Annotated in this window: 14 protein-coding genes; 11 read left to right on the forward strand and 3 right to left on the reverse strand. The window is 53.1% G+C overall.

All coding sequences use genetic code 11. From position 1 onward, the window contains the following. Positions 1-27 precede the first annotated feature (27 nt). Positions 28-1245, reverse strand: coding sequence for an enterochelin esterase (gene fes / locus HV229_RS18030; protein ID WP_016152189.1), 1218 nt, complete (start codon positions 1243-1245; stop codon positions 28-30). A gap of 253 nt (positions 1246-1498) precedes the next feature. Here fes and HV229_RS18035 point away from each other — a divergent pair, with 253 nt between their 5' ends. The 6 genes from HV229_RS18035 (at position 1499) to HV229_RS18060 (ending at position 8801) form a co-directional block, all read left to right on the forward strand. After that, positions 1499-3793 carry a TonB-dependent siderophore receptor gene (locus HV229_RS18035; protein ID WP_094760663.1) on the forward strand — a complete coding sequence of 765 codons (2295 nt, stop codon included), beginning with the start codon at positions 1499-1501 and terminating at the stop codon, positions 3791-3793. A 50-nt stretch (positions 3794-3843) separates the two neighbouring features. Continuing rightward, on the forward strand, positions 3844-4506 hold the full coding sequence (gene entD, locus HV229_RS18040; RefSeq protein ID WP_101699794.1) for an enterobactin synthase subunit EntD: 663 nt from the start codon (positions 3844-3846) through the stop codon (positions 4504-4506). 117 nt (positions 4507-4623) lie between these two features. After that, a complete protein-coding gene (locus HV229_RS18045) occupies positions 4624-5565 on the forward strand; it encodes a D-ribose ABC transporter substrate-binding protein (RefSeq protein WP_016152186.1) in 942 nt (313 codons plus the stop codon). 11 nt (positions 5566-5576) lie between these two features. Further along, a complete protein-coding gene (locus tag HV229_RS18050) occupies positions 5577-6185 on the forward strand; it encodes a DUF2291 family protein (RefSeq protein ID WP_016152185.1) in 609 nt (202 codons plus the stop codon). Further along, positions 6185-7711, forward strand: a complete 1527-nt coding sequence (locus tag HV229_RS18055; RefSeq protein WP_170973930.1) for a sugar ABC transporter ATP-binding protein — start codon at positions 6185-6187, stop codon at positions 7709-7711. Before HV229_RS18050 ends, HV229_RS18055 begins: the two co-directional genes overlap by 1 nt. 1 nt (position 7712) lies before the next feature. Then, a complete protein-coding gene (locus tag HV229_RS18060; RefSeq protein ID WP_016152183.1) occupies positions 7713-8801 on the forward strand; it encodes an ABC transporter permease in 1089 nt (362 codons plus the stop codon). An 82-nt stretch (positions 8802-8883) separates the two neighbouring features. Here HV229_RS18060 and HV229_RS18065 read toward each other — a convergent pair whose 3' ends face one another. Next, complete coding sequence (locus tag HV229_RS18065; protein ID WP_047358065.1) at positions 8884-9834, reverse strand: sugar-binding transcriptional regulator; 951 nt, start codon at positions 9832-9834, stop codon at positions 8884-8886. Positions 9835-10150: 316 nt separating this feature from the next. On the opposite strand from HV229_RS18065, the gene HV229_RS18070 reads away from it, so the two are divergent. Genes HV229_RS18070 through HV229_RS18085 form a run of 4 tightly spaced genes read left to right on the forward strand, consistent with a single transcriptional unit; the run spans position 10151 to position 14918 of the window. Then, positions 10151-10981 (forward strand): transketolase, encoded by an 831-nt coding sequence (locus HV229_RS18070; protein WP_016152181.1) that lies wholly within the window; start codon positions 10151-10153, stop codon positions 10979-10981. Further along, the gene (locus tag HV229_RS18075; protein ID WP_047358064.1) at positions 10974-11921 is read left to right on the forward strand and encodes a transketolase C-terminal domain-containing protein; all 948 of its coding nucleotides are present in this window, start codon (positions 10974-10976) and stop codon (positions 11919-11921) included. The genes HV229_RS18070 and HV229_RS18075 overlap by 8 nt, the downstream gene beginning before the upstream one ends. Positions 11922-11958: 37 nt before the next feature. Continuing rightward, positions 11959-13377 (forward strand): L-fucose/L-arabinose isomerase family protein, encoded by a 1419-nt coding sequence (locus HV229_RS18080; RefSeq protein WP_047358063.1) that lies wholly within the window; start codon positions 11959-11961, stop codon positions 13375-13377. A 32-nt stretch (positions 13378-13409) separates the two neighbouring features. Beyond that, positions 13410-14918, forward strand: coding sequence for an FGGY-family carbohydrate kinase (locus HV229_RS18085; protein ID WP_181546077.1), 1509 nt, complete (start codon positions 13410-13412; stop codon positions 14916-14918). A 75-nt stretch (positions 14919-14993) separates the two neighbouring features. Here the strand turns inward: HV229_RS18085 and HV229_RS18090 are convergent, their stop codons facing one another. After that, positions 14994-15698: a GNAT family protein gene (locus tag HV229_RS18090; protein WP_016152177.1), complete on the reverse strand. Its 705-nt coding sequence runs from the start codon at positions 15696-15698 to the stop codon at positions 14994-14996. Between the two features lie 169 nt (positions 15699-15867). Between HV229_RS18090 and HV229_RS18095 the strand changes: the two genes are divergently transcribed. Beyond that, on the forward strand, positions 15868-16986 hold the full coding sequence (locus tag HV229_RS18095) for a YbdK family carboxylate-amine ligase (protein ID WP_181546079.1): 1119 nt from the start codon (positions 15868-15870) through the stop codon (positions 16984-16986). The last annotated feature ends 63 nt before the right edge of the window (positions 16987-17049 follow it).

Genomic DNA, 17049 nt, shown 5'->3' on the forward strand with positions numbered 1-17049 from the left:
CAACTCCTGTCGTGGAACATCGTCCGGTTAAATCGTGTCGGTAAGCGGTTGCCAGAGCGTGATCAGCCCTTGCATCAGTCCGCCGCGCCAGCAAAGCGCATCGTGTCCACCATCAACCTGACGCCAGAAAATAGACTGTGGTGCAGAGGGTAACTGGGCATAAAGCGCCTGATTTGCGCGATAAATAATGGGCTCGCGGATCCCGGCTTCCAGGACAATACGCAGCCCCTGGGCGCTTATCTTTCCGCTCTTCAGTTGCTCAACGATCGCACCATCCTGATGACCACCGCGATGCGGCCACCAATAAGAGCCTGACTGGCTGAGCACGCAGCCAAAGCGCGCGGGCCAGTTAAGCCCGGCATACAGCGATGACAGCCCGCCAAAACTTTGCCCGGCGACGACGGTACGCTGCGGGTCGTCACTGAACGCGGTCGTGGTCTTCACCAGCGGCAATAACTCCTGCTGTACCGCCAACCAAAAATCCGCATTACACGGCAATTCGCGGCTGCGGTGAGCCGTGTCGATGGTATCAATCAGGAGATAAACGGCGGGCGGGAGGTGTCCGCGATGGGTGAGTGAAGTCAGCGCAGGCCAGACCGGCATACTTTGTGCCCAAAACTGTCCGTCCAGCAGGATGGCCAGCGGACGCGCTTCCGGTTGGGCTTCACCAGTGGTAAACACCCACACGCGGCGTGTATTGCCGAGTCTGGCGCTACGCCATTGCAGGCAAACTGCGGGCGAGTCGGGGTTTTCAGGTCGATCCCATCCCGGTTGTACGGGTGCATCAGGCATTTCCAGCGCAGACACCGCATGGCCACGACCGCCCTGCCAACTCTGCGGATTGAGGGGATCGGCAATAGCCTGCGGCAACAATTGCCGCCAGCCTTCACGCAGCACGGTTCGGTCAGGCGCTTCGCCCGGCGTCTGCGCGGCAAAAATATCATTTCGTTCTGTTGGGATAAAACAGTAACTGCCGCGCCAGTTGGCGCTGAGGGAAACACTCCAGCACCAAACATTTGTTCCGTCAATGCGTTGCATCGACTGCGGGGTGGCATTTTGATGGTGGTCGGTGACGCCGGTGATATAGACCCATACGCGATGAATGGCTGACTCTTTTTCCGTTCCCTGCGGGTCGCGCCACCAGAAGGTTACCCGATAATTTCCGTTGTCTTCACGCTCCCACTCCGGGCCTTTTTTTGACTGCCACCACGCCTCGCTTCCCATCTTTAACGTCGTCACCGCCATAACCCCATGTTTATTGTCAAATTTTATGATCTAGCGTGAAATATATTGATAATATTATTGATAACTATTTGCATTTGCAATAGCGTATTGTCGCGCTGTGGGAAGCGCGCACAGTTTTTCACCACTTATAAACCGGCCTGGCGCTGCGTACTTTTTCTGGAATGGAGGGTTTACGCGGATGCGGGCGACATCAGACCAAATGCCGCACCACGGCACATTGGTACTCGTGGCTAAAAGAACAGCAGGACATACAATGAACAACAAGATTCATTCACTGGCCTTATTGGTCAATTTAGGGATTTACGGGGTAGCCCTGCCAGCGATGGCAGAAGATCAAACCGATAGCGCCGCTGTCTCTCATGAAGACACCATCGTGGTTACCGCCGCCCAGCAGAACCTGCAGGCACCGGGCGTTTCAACCATTACCGCTGATGAAATTCGTAAGAATCCTCCCGCTCGCGATGTGTCGGAAATCATCCGTACCATGCCAGGCGTCAACCTGACCGGTAACTCAACCAGCGGTCAACGCGGCAACAACCGCCAAATCGATATTCGCGGCATGGGGCCGGAAAACACCCTGATTCTGATCGACGGCAAACCGGTAACCAGCCGTAACTCTGTGCGTCAGGGCTGGCGCGGCGAGCGTGATACCCGCGGCGATACCGCATGGGTTGCTCCGGAAATGATCGAACGTATTGAAGTGCTGCGTGGTCCTGCCGCGGCACGCTATGGCAACGGTGCGGCTGGCGGCGTGGTGAATATCATCACCAAGAAAGGCGGCGATGAGTGGCATGGCTCCTGGAATACCTATTTCAACGCCCCTGAACACAAAGAAGAAGGCTCGACCAAACGCACCAACTTTAGTTTGAATGGCCCGCTGGGCGGGGATTTCAGCTTCCGCCTGAACGGTAATCTCGATAAAACCCAGGCCGACGCGTGGGACATTAACGATGGTCACCAGTCTGCACGTACGGGCGACTACGCAGATACCATGCCAGCGGGTCGTGAAGGGGTAAAAAACAAAGATATCAACGGCCAACTGCGGTGGGATTTTGCGCCAATGCAATCGCTGGAGTTTGAAGCCGGCTACAGCCGCCAGGGCAATCTATACGCTGGCGACACCCAGAACACCAACAACGATAACAAAACCAACGGACTGGTAAAAAAATACTACGGTAAAGAAACCAACCGTATGTACCGTCAGAACTATGCGCTGACGTGGAACGGCGGCTGGGACAATGGCATTACCACCAGCAACTGGGCGCAATACGAACATACCCGCAACTCCCGTTTGGGTGAAGGTCTGGCAGGAGGTCTTGAAGGGCTATTTAACAGTAATCATTTTACCGACACTGACCTGGCGGATGTCACCCTGCACAGCGAAATTAGCATTCCATTCGACCTGTTGGTTAACCAAAATCTGACGCTCGGTACCGAATGGAACCAGCAGCGCATGAAGGACATGAGTTCCAATACTCAGACCTTTATGGGCGGTAATATTCCTGGGTCCAGCAGCACCAACCGCAGCCCGTACTCAGACGCAGAGATTTTCTCTCTGTTTGCTGAAAACAACATGGAACTGACCGACAGCACCATGCTGACGCCAGGTTTGCGTTTCGATCATCACAGCATTGTGGGCGATAACTGGAGTCCGTCCCTGAACCTGTCCCAAGGTCTGGGCGATGACTTCACCCTGAAGATGGGGATTGCGCGCGCCTATAAAGCGCCAAGCCTATATCAGCTCAACCCGAACTACATTCTGTACAGTAAAGGTCAGGGTTGCTACGCCACTGGCTCAGCGACCGGTATTGGTTGCTACATGATGGGCAACGATGATCTGAAGGCCGAAACCAGTATCAACAAAGAGATTGGTCTGGAGTTCAAACGTGATGGCTGGCTGGCCGGGGTAACCTGGTTCCGCAACGATTACCGTAACAAGATTGAAGCAGGAACCGTACCGTTAAGCAGAACATCGATTACCCAGAAAAACCCGACCACAGGTAAAACAACAACAACCTACACCGATATCTATCAGTGGGAAAACGTGCCTAAAGCGGTGGTGGAAGGTCTGGAAGGGACGTTGAACGTGCCGGTTAGCGAGACCGTAACCTGGACCAACAACATTACCTACATGCTGCAAAGTAAGAATAAAGAGACCGGCGAACGCCTGTCGATTATTCCTGAATACACGCTGAACTCGACCCTGAGCTGGCAGGCACGCGAAGATCTGTCATTGCAATCCACCTTCACCTGGTACGGCAAACAGCAGCCGAAAAAATACGATTACCAGGGGAAACCGGTGACCGGCAGTTCAGCCCAGGAAGTGAGTCCGTACAGCATTGTCGGCCTGAGTGCGACCTGGGATGTGACGAAAAACGTCAGCCTGACCGGCGGCGTGGATAACGTCTTCGACAAACGTCTGTGGCGTGAAGGTAATGCCCAAACCACCAGCGACAACAAAACTGGCTATTACATGGCGGGCGCTGGCGCGTACACCTATAACGAACCGGGCCGGACGTGGTTCATGAGCGTTAACACACACTTCTGATAATGTTTTTCCCTCTCCTCGCTGCGGGGAGAGGGAAACCGTAAGAAATCATGCACACAACGCACATCCCGCTCCCTTTCGCAGATCATACGCTGCACATTGTCGAATTTGATCCCGACACTTTCCATGAGCACGACCTGCTCTGGCTCCCCCACCACACTCAGCTCCACTCCAGTGGGCGTAAGCGTAAAGCTGAGCACTTAGCGGGGCGTATTGCTGCAGTCCACGCACTGCGTGAATTTGGCCACAAAACCGTGCCCGGCATCGATGTGCAACGCCAACCATTGTGGCCGCAGGATCTGTTTGGCAGCATCAGCCATAGCACAACAACGGCGCTGGCGGTCGTATCAACGCATCCCATTGGGCTGGATATAGAAGCTATTTTTACACCACAAACCGCAGTTGAGCTGGCTGATGGCATTATTGATAACCACGAACATCAGATTTTGCAGCATGCCTGCCTGCCCTTTCCGCTCGCCTTAACCCTGGTATTCAGCGCAAAGGAGAGCCTGTATAAGGCGTTTTCCAATCAGGCATCGGGGCTACCAGGTTTCACCAGCGCAAAAATCACCGCACTCACGACTCAGCAATTAACATTACAAATCATGCCGTCATTTTCGGCAAACCTCGGCAATCAAGAAGTTAACGTTCATTGGTTTCAGCGTGATAAAAATATCGTGACGCTATTTCCATTCTCACCATCAGGATCGTGATCCTTTTCTCTTTTTAAGAAATTAGCTGCGCAAATCGTAGACAGTTCGATTATCTCGTCTTATCGTTAACTTGAATAATAAATCATATTTGAATAAATATTCAAAGTGGAGAAAGAGATGAACAAGACCTTGATTAAATCCGTATTACTGGCCTCGATCCTTACCACATCGGGTTCGCTGTATGCTGCCGACAACGGACTGATTGCGATTATTACCCCTTCTCACGATAACCCGTTTTTTAAAGCCGAAGCCGACGGTGCAGTCGCCAAAGCAAAAGAGCTGGGATACGCCACGCTGGTTGCCTCTCATGATGATGACGTCAATAAACAAAACCAACTGATTGAGACTGCTATTGCTCGTAAAGCGAAAGCGATCATTCTTGATAATGCGGGTGCAGATGCCACTGTAGGGCCGCTGGAAAAAGCCAAAGCAGCGGGTGTAGCTGCTTTTCTGATCGATCGCGAAATCAATAAAACCGGCATCGCGGTGGCGCAAATCGTGTCGAATAACTATCAAGGCGCACAGCTCGGCGCAGAGAAGTTCGCCAGGTTACTGGACGGAAAAGGGAAGTACGTTGAACTGCTGGGACGTCAATCCGACACCAACGCCCATGTACGCTCGCAGGGGTATCACGATGTACTCGATGACTATCCGGACATGAAAATGGTAGCCCAGCAGACGGCAAACTGGAGCCAAACCGAAGCCTTTACCCGAATGGAAGCCATTCTACAAACCAACCCAGATATCGTAGGCGTGATCTCAGGTAACGACACTATGGCGCTGGGTGCAGAAGCCGCACTAAAAGCGGCGGGGAAAAATAATGTCATCGTGGTCGGTTTTGATGGCAGCGACTACACCCGCGATTCAATCATTAATAAAAGCAATATTAAAGCGACAGTACTGCAGCCCGGCTGGCAGCAGGCACAAATGGCTGTTGAGCAGGCGGATTACTATCTGAAAAACGGCAAAGCCCAGAAAGAAGAAAAACAGCTCATGGATTGCGTGCTGATTGACGAAACCAATGCCAGCAAGCTGAACAAGTTCAACCTGAGCCACTAAGCGGAGGCACTATGTCGTTAACACAATGGGGTGCCGCGCTGGTTGGATGCGCCACCCTGTTGCTGACGGCCTGTACGGTAGTTGACCTCGACGAAAACGGCAAACCAATTATCCCGGCCGATCCTCAGGCCAAAGCCAGTTTCGACAACCAGACTCCCGATCAGATCGCGCAACAAACCTGGCAATCCCGCGTCCTGGAAGCGGCACAGCAACATGTTCTGGATGCTTCAGCGCTGACCACTCGCCTGAAGGCCCCCTCACCCGCTCCCGAAAGCGTGTTTGTACGCCTGACCAGCCAGATTGATAGCGTCGACACCACCAATGGGCGAGAGCACACCATCGTGGTGAGGGTCAATGATATGCCCGTCACGATTCAGATTGGCCCGGTAATGCGTGGCAATGCTATTCGCGATGCCAGTGGTTTCAAGTTTGAAGATTTTACTAACCAGGTTCAGTTTGCCCAACTGTCACGGGCTTATAACCGTGAAGCGGCGAAACAGTTACCCGCCGTAGACACTAGCTGGCAAGGGAAAACTGCCACGGTGCTGTTTGCCGTGACGTTGAATGCTGGAAAAGCGGAAAACGCAGCAGCACTGACGCTGGAACAGGAGGCTCACTAATGCGCAATACCTCAGCTGATGACATCATCCTGCGCACGCATGCCATTTCAATGCTGTTTCCCGGCACAATTGCACTGGACAGCGTCGATTATCAGGTCTGGCGTGGCAAGGTGAATGTGATTATTGGTGAGAATGGTGCGGGGAAATCGACGTTGATGAAGATCCTCGCAGGCGTTCAGCAACCCAGTAGCGGTGAGATGTCGCTCAATGGAAATCCCGTGCGCTTTGCCAGCACCCGTGATGCTGCGGCACATGGAATTGGTATGGTGCATCAGGAGTTAAACCTGTTTGAGAACCTCACCGTCGCGGAAAACATTTTCCTCGGTCGGGAGATTCAAAAAGGCATGGCCCCCATCAATGAGGCCGAGCAAGAGAAACGCACCGCGGAATTATTAACCCGGCTCGATCAGCCGATATCACCGCGCGACCTGGTTGGCAATCTCAAAGTAGGGCAGCAACAGCTGGTCGAAATCGCCAAAGCACTGGCTGAAGATGCAGATATCCTGATTCTTGATGAACCCACCTCAGCGCTCAGTAAAACTGAAGTCGAGATTCTGTTTCGCGTGATCCGTGAACTTACTCGCCAGGGCGTGTCGATAATCTATATCTCCCATCGCCTCGAGGAATTGATGGCAATTGGCGATGTGATCACTATTTTACGCGATGGTAAATTTCAAGCCGAAGCCAAGGTTAGCGACATCGATGTCCCGTGGATTGTGCGCGAGATGTTGGGCAGTGACCCGGTAAGTAACTTTCTCGAACCCGGCCGCACGTTTGGAGCTCCGGTTCTGGAAGCTGAACATATCACCTGCGTGAATACCGCTGGCAGCGCAGTCGTCAATGACGTCACCTTTAACGTTCATGCCGGTGAAATTGTCGGTATCTATGGACTTATGGGGGCTGGGCGAACCGAATTGTTCGAGTGCTTGTTAGGTACTGAGCGCAACTACCTCGGAAAACTGTGGCTCGACAGCAAACCGGTCCCGCAGCGCTTAACCACCGCCGATCGCATCCGTATGGGAATGAGTCTGGTGCCGGAGGATCGCAAGCGCACAGGGATTTTCCCCATTTCATCCGTCGCCACCAATCTGACTATTGCCAGCCTTTGGCGGCGTCTGCAACGTGGCTTTGCCATTGCCCGCAAAGATGAAGAGGCCGTGGTCGCCAGCACAATTGGCAATCTGTCGATAAAAGTCTCCTCGCCAGAGGTTGAAATTCAGGCGCTGAGCGGAGGGAACCAGCAAAAAGTGGTGATTGGTCGCTCTCTGCTCACCAATCCCAAAATTCTATTTCTTGACGAACCCACACGCGGCATCGATGTCGGAGCGAAAGCCGATGTGTTCCGCATGATGGTCCAGCTTTCCCAGCAGGGTATTGCTGTGGTCTTCTCCACCTCAGATTTAAAAGAAATTATGGCGGTTTCTGACCGCATTCTGGTGATGTCCGGCGGCAAGCTAACTGCCGATATCGCCCGCGATCGTGCCGAAGAATCGGCGCTGGTAACCGCAAGTGCTCAGGGGTTCTGATATGAAAACACTACAATCTGCCGCCATCGCGCCTCGCTCCACAGTCGCCTTCTCTCGGGAAAATATCCTGCTACTAATCCTAAAACTGCGCACTTTTATTGCACTGTTTTTAATCGTCGGGTTCTTTGCCTTCACCGTACCGGGATTTCTCTCTGGCGGCAGCATGGTCATTATGATCAAGCATATCGCCATTAACGCCTTTCTGGCGCTGGGGATCACGTTTGTCATTATTACCGCCGGGATTGATCTCTCAATTGGCGCTACGCTTGGGCTGTGCGGCATGGTCGCGGGATGGCTAATCACTAAAGGCATTGTATTGCCAATGTTCGGCATCGCAATTTTCCCCAGCGTCTGGGTGATTGTGCCTGTCGTCTTGTTGATTGGTGGGCTGATTGGCGCGGCGAATGGTTGGATCATCACCCACTATAACGTCGCACCGTTTATTTGTACGCTCGGAACCATGTACGTTTTGCGCGGGGCGGCGATGCTGACCTCCGATGGGCAAACCTTTCCCGGGCTTTCCGGCAATCCGCAGCTCGGCAATACCGGTTTTGATGAGATTGGTGCCGGTACACTGTTTGGGATTCCGTGGGCCATCTGGATGATGATTGTGCTGGCACTGGTCATTGCTTACGTCGCTCGTCGTCTACCCTTTGGTCGCCACGTTTACGCCATCGGGGATAACGAGCGCGCTGCTGAGCTGTCAGGGGTAAAAGTAAAACAGGTGAAAATCTGGGTGTATACCCTATCCGGACTGTGTGCCGCGATTGCTGGAATTGTGGTCTCGGCACAGCTTTCCGCCAGCCATCCGGCCAACGGTACGGCATTTGAGATGAACGCCATTGCCGCAGTGGTTCTCGGCGGTACGTCACTGGCCGGTGGACGGGGCACGATTTTAGGCACGCTGATTGGCGCTTTCGTTATTGGTTTTCTGGCCGATGGTCTGGTGATGATGGGCGTCAGCGAGTTCTGGCAAATGGTGATTAAAGGTATCGTGATTATCGTCGCGGTCATCATCGACCAGATGCAAAACCGGATGCAGCAAAAAGCCGCGGTGGTAGCACAAAAGGCGGCGATGGAAAGTCAGTGATCCCCTCTGAAAAGTCTGATATGCACAACCAGACAGCTCCAGGGGCCTCCTGGGGCTGTCAATTGTTTAACTCACCGTGACATCACCCTTTCACCAGACTGCGGGCTGTCGGGTAGTCGGTGATCAATACGTCAATATAATTCCCCTGCAATGCCCCGCGTATCGCATTCTGTTTTTCCACACCACCAGCCAAAGCAATCACGTGGTTACACTCCCGGATCTGCGAAAGCTCCATTCCGATGACCGGGTCTTCCTCATGGCTGAGTACCGGGTTACCTGCTGCATCGTAATAATGCAGACAGATATCGCCTACTGCGCCGCGCTCGGCGAGCAGTCGCAACATTTCTTCGTTGTAGTAGTTGCCTGAGTTTTTCAGCAATTGAGAAGGCTCCAGTTCGCCAATACCGACAATTGCCACATCCACTTCAGCAAACTTTTCAACCACCGCGGCAACGTCAGGGCTGTTAACCAACCGTGTACGCTCTTCAACCGAATGCTCAATACTTTGTGAAGGCAGCAGCCAGGCCGGACAGCCAAGGTGCGCTGCCAACTGTTGCGTAAGAATCGTGGCCTGCACGTTACCATTCGGCCCTACGCCGCCCAGCAGTTGGATCACCCCCGCCGCACGGATATTTTGCGGGTGCATCTCATCGACCATACAGCGAATGGTGCTACTCCAGGAGGAAATTCCAACCAGGTCCTCGGCTCGCAAGCGGGTTTCAACGTAATGCGCCGCCGCGCTGCCAATTGCATGCTTAATTTGCGTATTGCTGGGGTTGTCACCGACATCCACGACAATCGCCTGACGAATACCAAACTGCTCTTCAATGGCTTTTTCCAGCGCCACAAAGATATTGGTCGGCTGTACGACGGTGATTTTCACCAGCCCTTCTTTCTGACAACGCGTTAAAGCACGGGAGACAAAGGACTGCGACAAATGCAGCAGCGTGGCGATTTCAGACTGTTTTTTATTTTCGGCGTAGTAAAGCGTGGCAATCTTAACCAGCAACCGCTGTTCATCCTGCTTTGACATGGCATTCCCCCTGATAAACTGCCTGTTATTTTTATTCATACCTGAATAGATAACAAGTCATCAGTACCTTTCCAGTTATCACGTTAGTGTGATCCTTTTCTCTTTTCTCCAAAATTTGGTGGCACAAGCCGTAGACAAACCGCCAGACAAGGCATATCTTTAATCGTGAATAATAAATCAGTAGTGAATATTTATTCTAGCCAATAACGACTGACTGTTTTATCTGCAGATTACGTGGTGGGTAGAGAGACAGTTGCACTACTGCACTCACATGGAATATTTATTCATTCAAGATTAAACATTCAAGAGGTGTCTTATGAATCCGTTTTCGCTCTCAATACCTGAGCTAGAAAAGAAAGCACGTGCCGTGCGTCGCCGCATTATCGTGTTGAATGCTGAAAGCCCGGCTGGCGGGCACACTGGCGCAGACCTGTCGCAGGTTGAACTGCTGACAGCACTCTATTTTCGCATCCTGAATTGCTCCCCGGAGATTAAAGAGAGCGACGAGCGCGATATCTACATCCAGTCAAAAGGTCACGCTGTGGGCGGTTACTACTGTGTCTTGGCTGAAGCCGGTTTTATTCCTGTGGACTGGCTGGCGACCTATCAACACGCTGATTCGCATCTGCCGGGGCATCCGGTAAAACATAAAACGCCAGGAATTGAATTGAATACCGGAGCTCTTGGTCACGGTCTGCCGGTTGCAGTAGGGATTGCGCTGGCGGCTAAACGCAGCAACAGCAAACGCCGGGTGTTTGTCGTCACCGGTGATGGTGAACTGGCCGAAGGCAGCAACTGGGAAGCGGCACTGGTCGCTGCCCACTATAAACTGGATAACCTGATTATCATCAACGACAAAAATAACCTCCAGCTTGCCGGCTCAACCAAAGAGATCATGAACACCGATCCGCTGGATGAAAAATGGCGAGCCTTCGGTATGCAAGTCACAGAGTGTCGCGGGAACGATATGAGCGATGTGGTGCGCACGCTGGAAGGATTAACCCCTGAAGGCAAGCCATATGTCGTCATTGCACACACCACCAAAGGAGCCGGGATCTCTTTTATCCAGGGCCGCCCGGAATGGCACCACCGCGTGCCAAAAGGAGAAGAAGTTGAACTGGCGCTGGAGGAACTGAAAGATGCGTAATAGCGAACACCTCGCCACCGTCATGGTGAACACGTTAATTGCTGCGGTCAAACGTGGAATGGATGTTGTGCCGGTGGTGGCTGACTCAACATCAACAGCAAAAATCGCCCCATTTATGAAGGAATTTCCCGGTCGTCTGGTCAACGTGGGTATTGCCGAACAGACGTTGGTCGGTGCTGCTGCCGGACTGGCGCTGGGCGGTAAAATCGCCGTCACCTGTAACGCTGCGCCCTTCTTGATTTCACGGGCCAATGAGCAAATTAAAGTCGACATTTGCTACAACAATACCAACGTGAAGTTGATTGGCCTGAACGCAGGGGCCAGCTACGGACCGCTCGCCAGTACGCACCACAGCATTGATGATATTTCCGTGCTACGCGGTTTTGGCAATATTGAGATTTACGCCCCGTCCTGTCCGGTGGAATGCCGACAGATTCTCGATTACGCCTTAAGCCACATAGGTCCGGTTTATATTCGCCTGGATGGCAAAGCCTTACCCGAATTACACGACGAAAACTACCAGTTCGCGCCGGGTAATATCGATATTTTGCGCAAAGGAAAAGATGTCGCACTGGTGGCAATGGGCTCAACTGTGCATGAAATTGTCGAGGCTGCCACAGTGCTGGAACAGGCGGGTATTGACGCCAGCGTAATCAGTGTACCGTCAATTCGTCCCTGCAATACCCAACAGTTACTGGCAGCTTTAACCCACTGCAAGGCAGTGGTTAGCGTGGAAGAACATAACATTAATGGCGGCGTGGGAAGTCTGGTGGCTGAAGTGCTGGCAGAAGCTGGCTGTGCTATTCCACTGCGTAGATTGGGGATTGCCGATGGCCAATATGCAATCGCAGCCGATCGTGCAGCAACGCGCGCACGCCATGAAATTGACGCGGCGGGTGTCGTGAAAAACGCCACCGCACTGTTGCTGGCAACACGATAAAACAATAACAACAACAGAACACTTACTGGAGAAAGCGATGTCACGAATTCCTCATCAGTTGACCATGGCGGTGATTATTGGCAATCGGGGATTTTTCCCGAGCTATCTGGTTGCTGAAGCCCGCGAACAAGCCAGCGTGCTCTTTGAGCGGCTGGGCATTAACACCATAATGCTCAACGAAACGCAGACAGAACTCGGCGGTGTTGAAACCCGTCAGGATGCGAAAGTTTGTGCTGAACTTTTCCGCGCTCACCGCGACAAGATTCACGGTGTGGTGGTACTACTGCCGAACTTTGGCGATGAAAAAGCGATAGCGGAAACGCTGCGACTTTCCGGTTTAGATGTCCCGGTTCTGATCCAGGCGCAGGAAGACAACCTGGATAAAATGGGGCTTGCCACTCGCCGTGACAGCTTCTGCGGCAAGATCTCCCTGTGCAATAACATGCGCCAGTACGGTATTCCGTTTACGCTAACCACCCAGCATGTCTGCGACCTGTCAGGCGAGGTGTTTGCACAAGATCTGAAACGTTTCGAACAAATCTGTCGCGTGGTCGCCAGCATGCGCGGAGTTCGCGTCGGCGCTATCGGCGCACGTCCAGCTGGGTTTAACACCGTCCGCTACAGCGAAAAATTGCTCGAAAGACTGGGTATTGCCGTTGAAACACTGGATCTGTCTGAAGTCTTTACCCGCATCAAACGACTGCGCGACGACGATATCCGGGTGGATGAAAAACGCCGCCTGTTGATGGATAACGCCGACGCCAGCGCCATTCCAGCCGACAAACTGGTCACCATGGCAAAACTGTTTGTCGTTATCAGCGAATGGGTCATCGCTAATGATATTGATACGACTGCCATCCAGTGCTGGACCTCGCTGCAGGAAAATTTAGGCATCAACGTTTGCTCAATCATGAGCGTGATGTCCGGGCAGTTAATGCCCAGTGCCTGCGAAGTGGATGTGATGGGCGCGTTGTCAATGTACGCCCTCGCCAGCAGCAACTTAAGTCCAGCATCCATTGCCGACTGGAACAATAATTTCGGCGACGATCGTGATAAATGCGTTCTTTTTCACTGCGGTAATTTCGCATCAGCCAGTCTGGACAGCCCGAAGATGGGGACGGCGGATATCATCGGTACCACCGTCGGTAAAGAGAACACCTGCGGTGCAGTTCACGGTCGTATGAAAAGCGGTGCCTTGACCTACTTCCGCCTGAGTACCGACGATTTAACCGGCGAAATCAAAGCCTACGTCGGTGAAGGGCTATCGGTTGACGATCCGCTGGACACTGTCGGCTGCCGAGCGGTAATCCAGGTGCCTCATCTGGAGAACCTACTGGCCTGGATTTGTCGTAATGGCTTTGAGCATCACGTGGCAATGAACCATTCCGCCAGCGCAGAGGTACTGCATGAAGCTTTCACCCGCTATCTCGGGGTGGATACCTTTTTCCATCGCTAATACTCAGGGAAACCGAAGGGCTGGAGAAAACAATGTCAGCACAAAAAGACATTATTATTGCGCTTGATGAAGGCACCACCAATGCCAAAGCCGTAGCGCTGGATGGTCAGGGAAACGTGGTCGCGAAGTTCTCCCGCGCGCTGGCGATCCACACGCCCCGTGAAGGCTGGGTTGAACAGTCAGGTGGTGCACTTCTGGACGCATCGCTGGATGTTGTGGCACAAGCCATTGCCTGCGTCGGCGCACAACGCGTCGCAGCGCTGGCGATCAGCAATCAACGTGAAACGGCGATAGGCTGGTATCGTGCCAGCGGTCGCCCTATCGGCCCTGCTATCACCTGGCAATGTTCGCGCACGGCAGATTTTTGCCGTGCATTACGTGAACAGGGGCACGAAGCGTACATAAAATCCATCACCGGATTACCCGTTGCCCCACTCTTTTCCGCCTCTAAAATGCGCTGGCTGCTGGAGTCAGTTCCCAACGGTATGACGCTCGCACAGCAAGGGGAAATATGTCTCGGGACCATCGATAGCTGGTTACTGTGGAACTTAACGCACGGCGAGGAATTTCGTTGCGACATCTCCAACGCTTCACGCACGCAGTTGCTCAATCTCAACAGCGGACAATGGGATAACGAGATGTTGGCTCTATTCGGTATCCCGCAGCAGGCGTTGCCCGAAGTTTGCCCTTCCAGCCACCATTTTGGCGTAACAAAAGGTCTGGAGAGGATACCTGATGGAATCCCTATTCTGGCGATGATTGGCGACTCTCATGCTGCGCTTTTTGCCCATGGGCTGGGTATGGAAGGCTGCGTCAAAGCGACCTATGGCACCGGATCTTCCATTATGGCTCCCGTATTCTCGGCGCAGTCCGAGGTGAGCGCGCTGGCAACGACCATAGCCTGGCATGACGCTGACACCCTGGTCTACGGACTGGAAGGTAATATTCCGCATACGGGAGATGCCGTCGCATGGATGGCCGATAGCACAGGTCTTAGCGAATTACCGGAAGAGCAACTGCTTCATGAGCTCAATACGCTGCCCGCCACGGTTGACTCCACGCTGGGCGTCTATTTTGTTCCGGCCCTTACCGGGCTGGGCGCGCCCTGGTGGGATGAAGATGCCCGGGGGTTGATTCACGGTCTCAGCCGCGGAGTGAAACGCGCACATTTGGTACGTGCGGCACTGGAGTCGATTACCTATCAGATTGCCGATGTTGTTTTAGCGATGCGCCAGCACAACGGTTTTCGACTCAGCGCGTTAATGGTTGATGGCGGGCCAACAAAAAATGACTGGCTAATGCAGTATCAAGCCGATTTATTGGGCTGTCCGGTGATGCGCAGCGATATCCCTGAACTTTCCGCTATCGGTGCCGGATTGCTGGCACGCAAGAAGCTGCAAGGTGCATCTACCAGCCAGTTGCGAGATTATCTGCCCGATCACGTATCGTTCCAGCCAAACATGGCGCGCCATGGGAGATTGCAAAAACGCTGGCATGAATGGCAAGGAGCCGTCGAACGCACCCGTTGGCAAACCCGTTAATAAATCAACGCTAATGATAAATGCGCCCGCAGCCATAACTGACTGTGAGCGCACTGTTAATTCTTCAAAAGCGAGCTACTGCGGCTGACACGCCGCCAGAGATCGGCGTTGCTGCCCTTTTTCGTCGAAGTTGTCGGCAGCCAGCCAGCGCTGCAAAACAGCGTCGCACTGGGGCCATTCGCTATCAATCATCGATAACCAGTCGCTGTCGCGATTACGCCCCTTGCGCACAATCTTCTGGCGAAAACGTCCTTCGAAGATAAACCCAAGGCGCTCCGCCGCCCGACGGGAAGCCGTGTTCAGAGAGTCACATTTCCACTCCACGCGACGATAGCCCAACGCAAACGCCTGGCGCAGCAACAGCCAGATGCTTTCGGTGCCGAGTACCGTATTTTTCATGCGCGGTGACCAGGTTACATGACCAATTTCAACCGAACCATGCTCCCGTTCGATCGCCATAAAGCACACCAGTCCCACCGCACGACCGGAACGCTGTTCAATGACAGCATAGGGAACCAGAGATGCATCCGTGGATTTGCCCTCTACCCAGCAAGCTGTGGCCTCAACGCTCGTGGGGCGAGAACTTGCAAGCCAGGTCCAGTCGCGATCGTCTGGCGCCTGCGCGTAAGCATCAAACAGATCGGCGGCATGGCTGTCGGCATCCAGGGGAACCAGTCGACAATATTGCCCTGCAAGTTCTTCCCGCGGCAGTACGGCAGCACCATTCCAGTCAGGCACAATATCGCCGACGGTCTGTCCATAAAGATTAATTTCCGGCACGATTCAACCCCTGTTGCGAAGTAAAAAATAGTTATAACACCGGCCATTTCGCCGTCAAAGCATCGCGGGGGGATTTCTGACATCGAACAGAAAATCAGCGGCCCTTCTATATGCAGCTTGCAAGATGACGCGTCTATACTGATTAAAAATCAACGCTGAAGAGAACACTATGTCCCTACCCGATTTTCATGTTTCTGACCCTTTTACGTTAGGCATTGAACTGGAAATGCAGGTGGTCAATCCTCCGGGCTACGACCTGAGCCAGGACTCTTCCCGACTGATTGACGCCGTAAAGCCGCAGCTCACCGCCGGAGAAGTAAAGCACGATATCACTGAAAGTATGCTGGAGATGGCGACCGGGGTTTGTCGCAATATCGACCAGGCGAGTGCTGAATTATCCGCCATGCAGCAGATAATCTCACGGGTTGCTGCCGAGCATCACCTCGCCATCTGTGGCGGCGGTACGCATCCGTTTCAAAAATGGCAACGTCAGGAAGTCTGCGATGACGAACGCTATCGGCGCAACCTGGAAAATTTTGGCTATCTTATTCAGCAGGCGACGGTATTCGGCCAACATGTGCACATCGGCTGTGCAAACGGCGATGATGCTATTTACCTCCTGCACGGCCTGTCGCGATTTGTTCCCCATTTTATTGCACTCTCTGCCGCCTCACCTTATATGCAAACGTCCGACACGCGGTTTGCCTGCGCATGGCTGAATATTTTCTCCGGATTTCCCGATAATGGCCCGATGCCGTGGGTGAATAGCTGGCAGGAATTCGAGGGGTTATTTCGTCGACTGGCTTACACCAGCATGATTGATAGCATTAAAGATTTACACTGGGATATCCGCCCCAGCCCGCACTTTGGTACGGTAGAGGTTCGCGTCATGGACACTCCGCTAACCCTTGAACACGCAGTCAATATGGCGGGACTTATTCAGGCTACCGCCCACTGGTTGCTCACTAAACGGCCATTCAAGCACCAGGAGCGTGATTACCTGCTGTATAAATTTAACCGTTTTCAGGCCTGCCGCTTTGGCATGGAGGGAATCATCACCGACGTCAATACCGGCGATGGGCACCGCCTGTCAGATGACACGCTACGGCTACTGGAGAATGTCGCCGCTTCTGCGGACAAAGTAGGCGCGACCAGCGCGATTGAATCCTTACGCCTGCAGGTTAAAAATGGTCATGATGAAGCGCAGAGCATGCGTGATTTTGTCGCCGATGGCGGATCTCTGAGTGGTCTGGTGAAAAAACATTGTGAGATTTGGGCCGGGCTGTAAGCGTGGCGTTTGCGTTGCCCACAGAGATCCCGGACAATGGCTTTTTAACTCAAGTTTAACAAT

Source organism: Citrobacter sp. RHBSTW-00524, from assembly GCF_013747755.1.
Classification (GTDB): domain Bacteria; phylum Pseudomonadota; class Gammaproteobacteria; order Enterobacterales; family Enterobacteriaceae; genus Citrobacter; species Citrobacter braakii.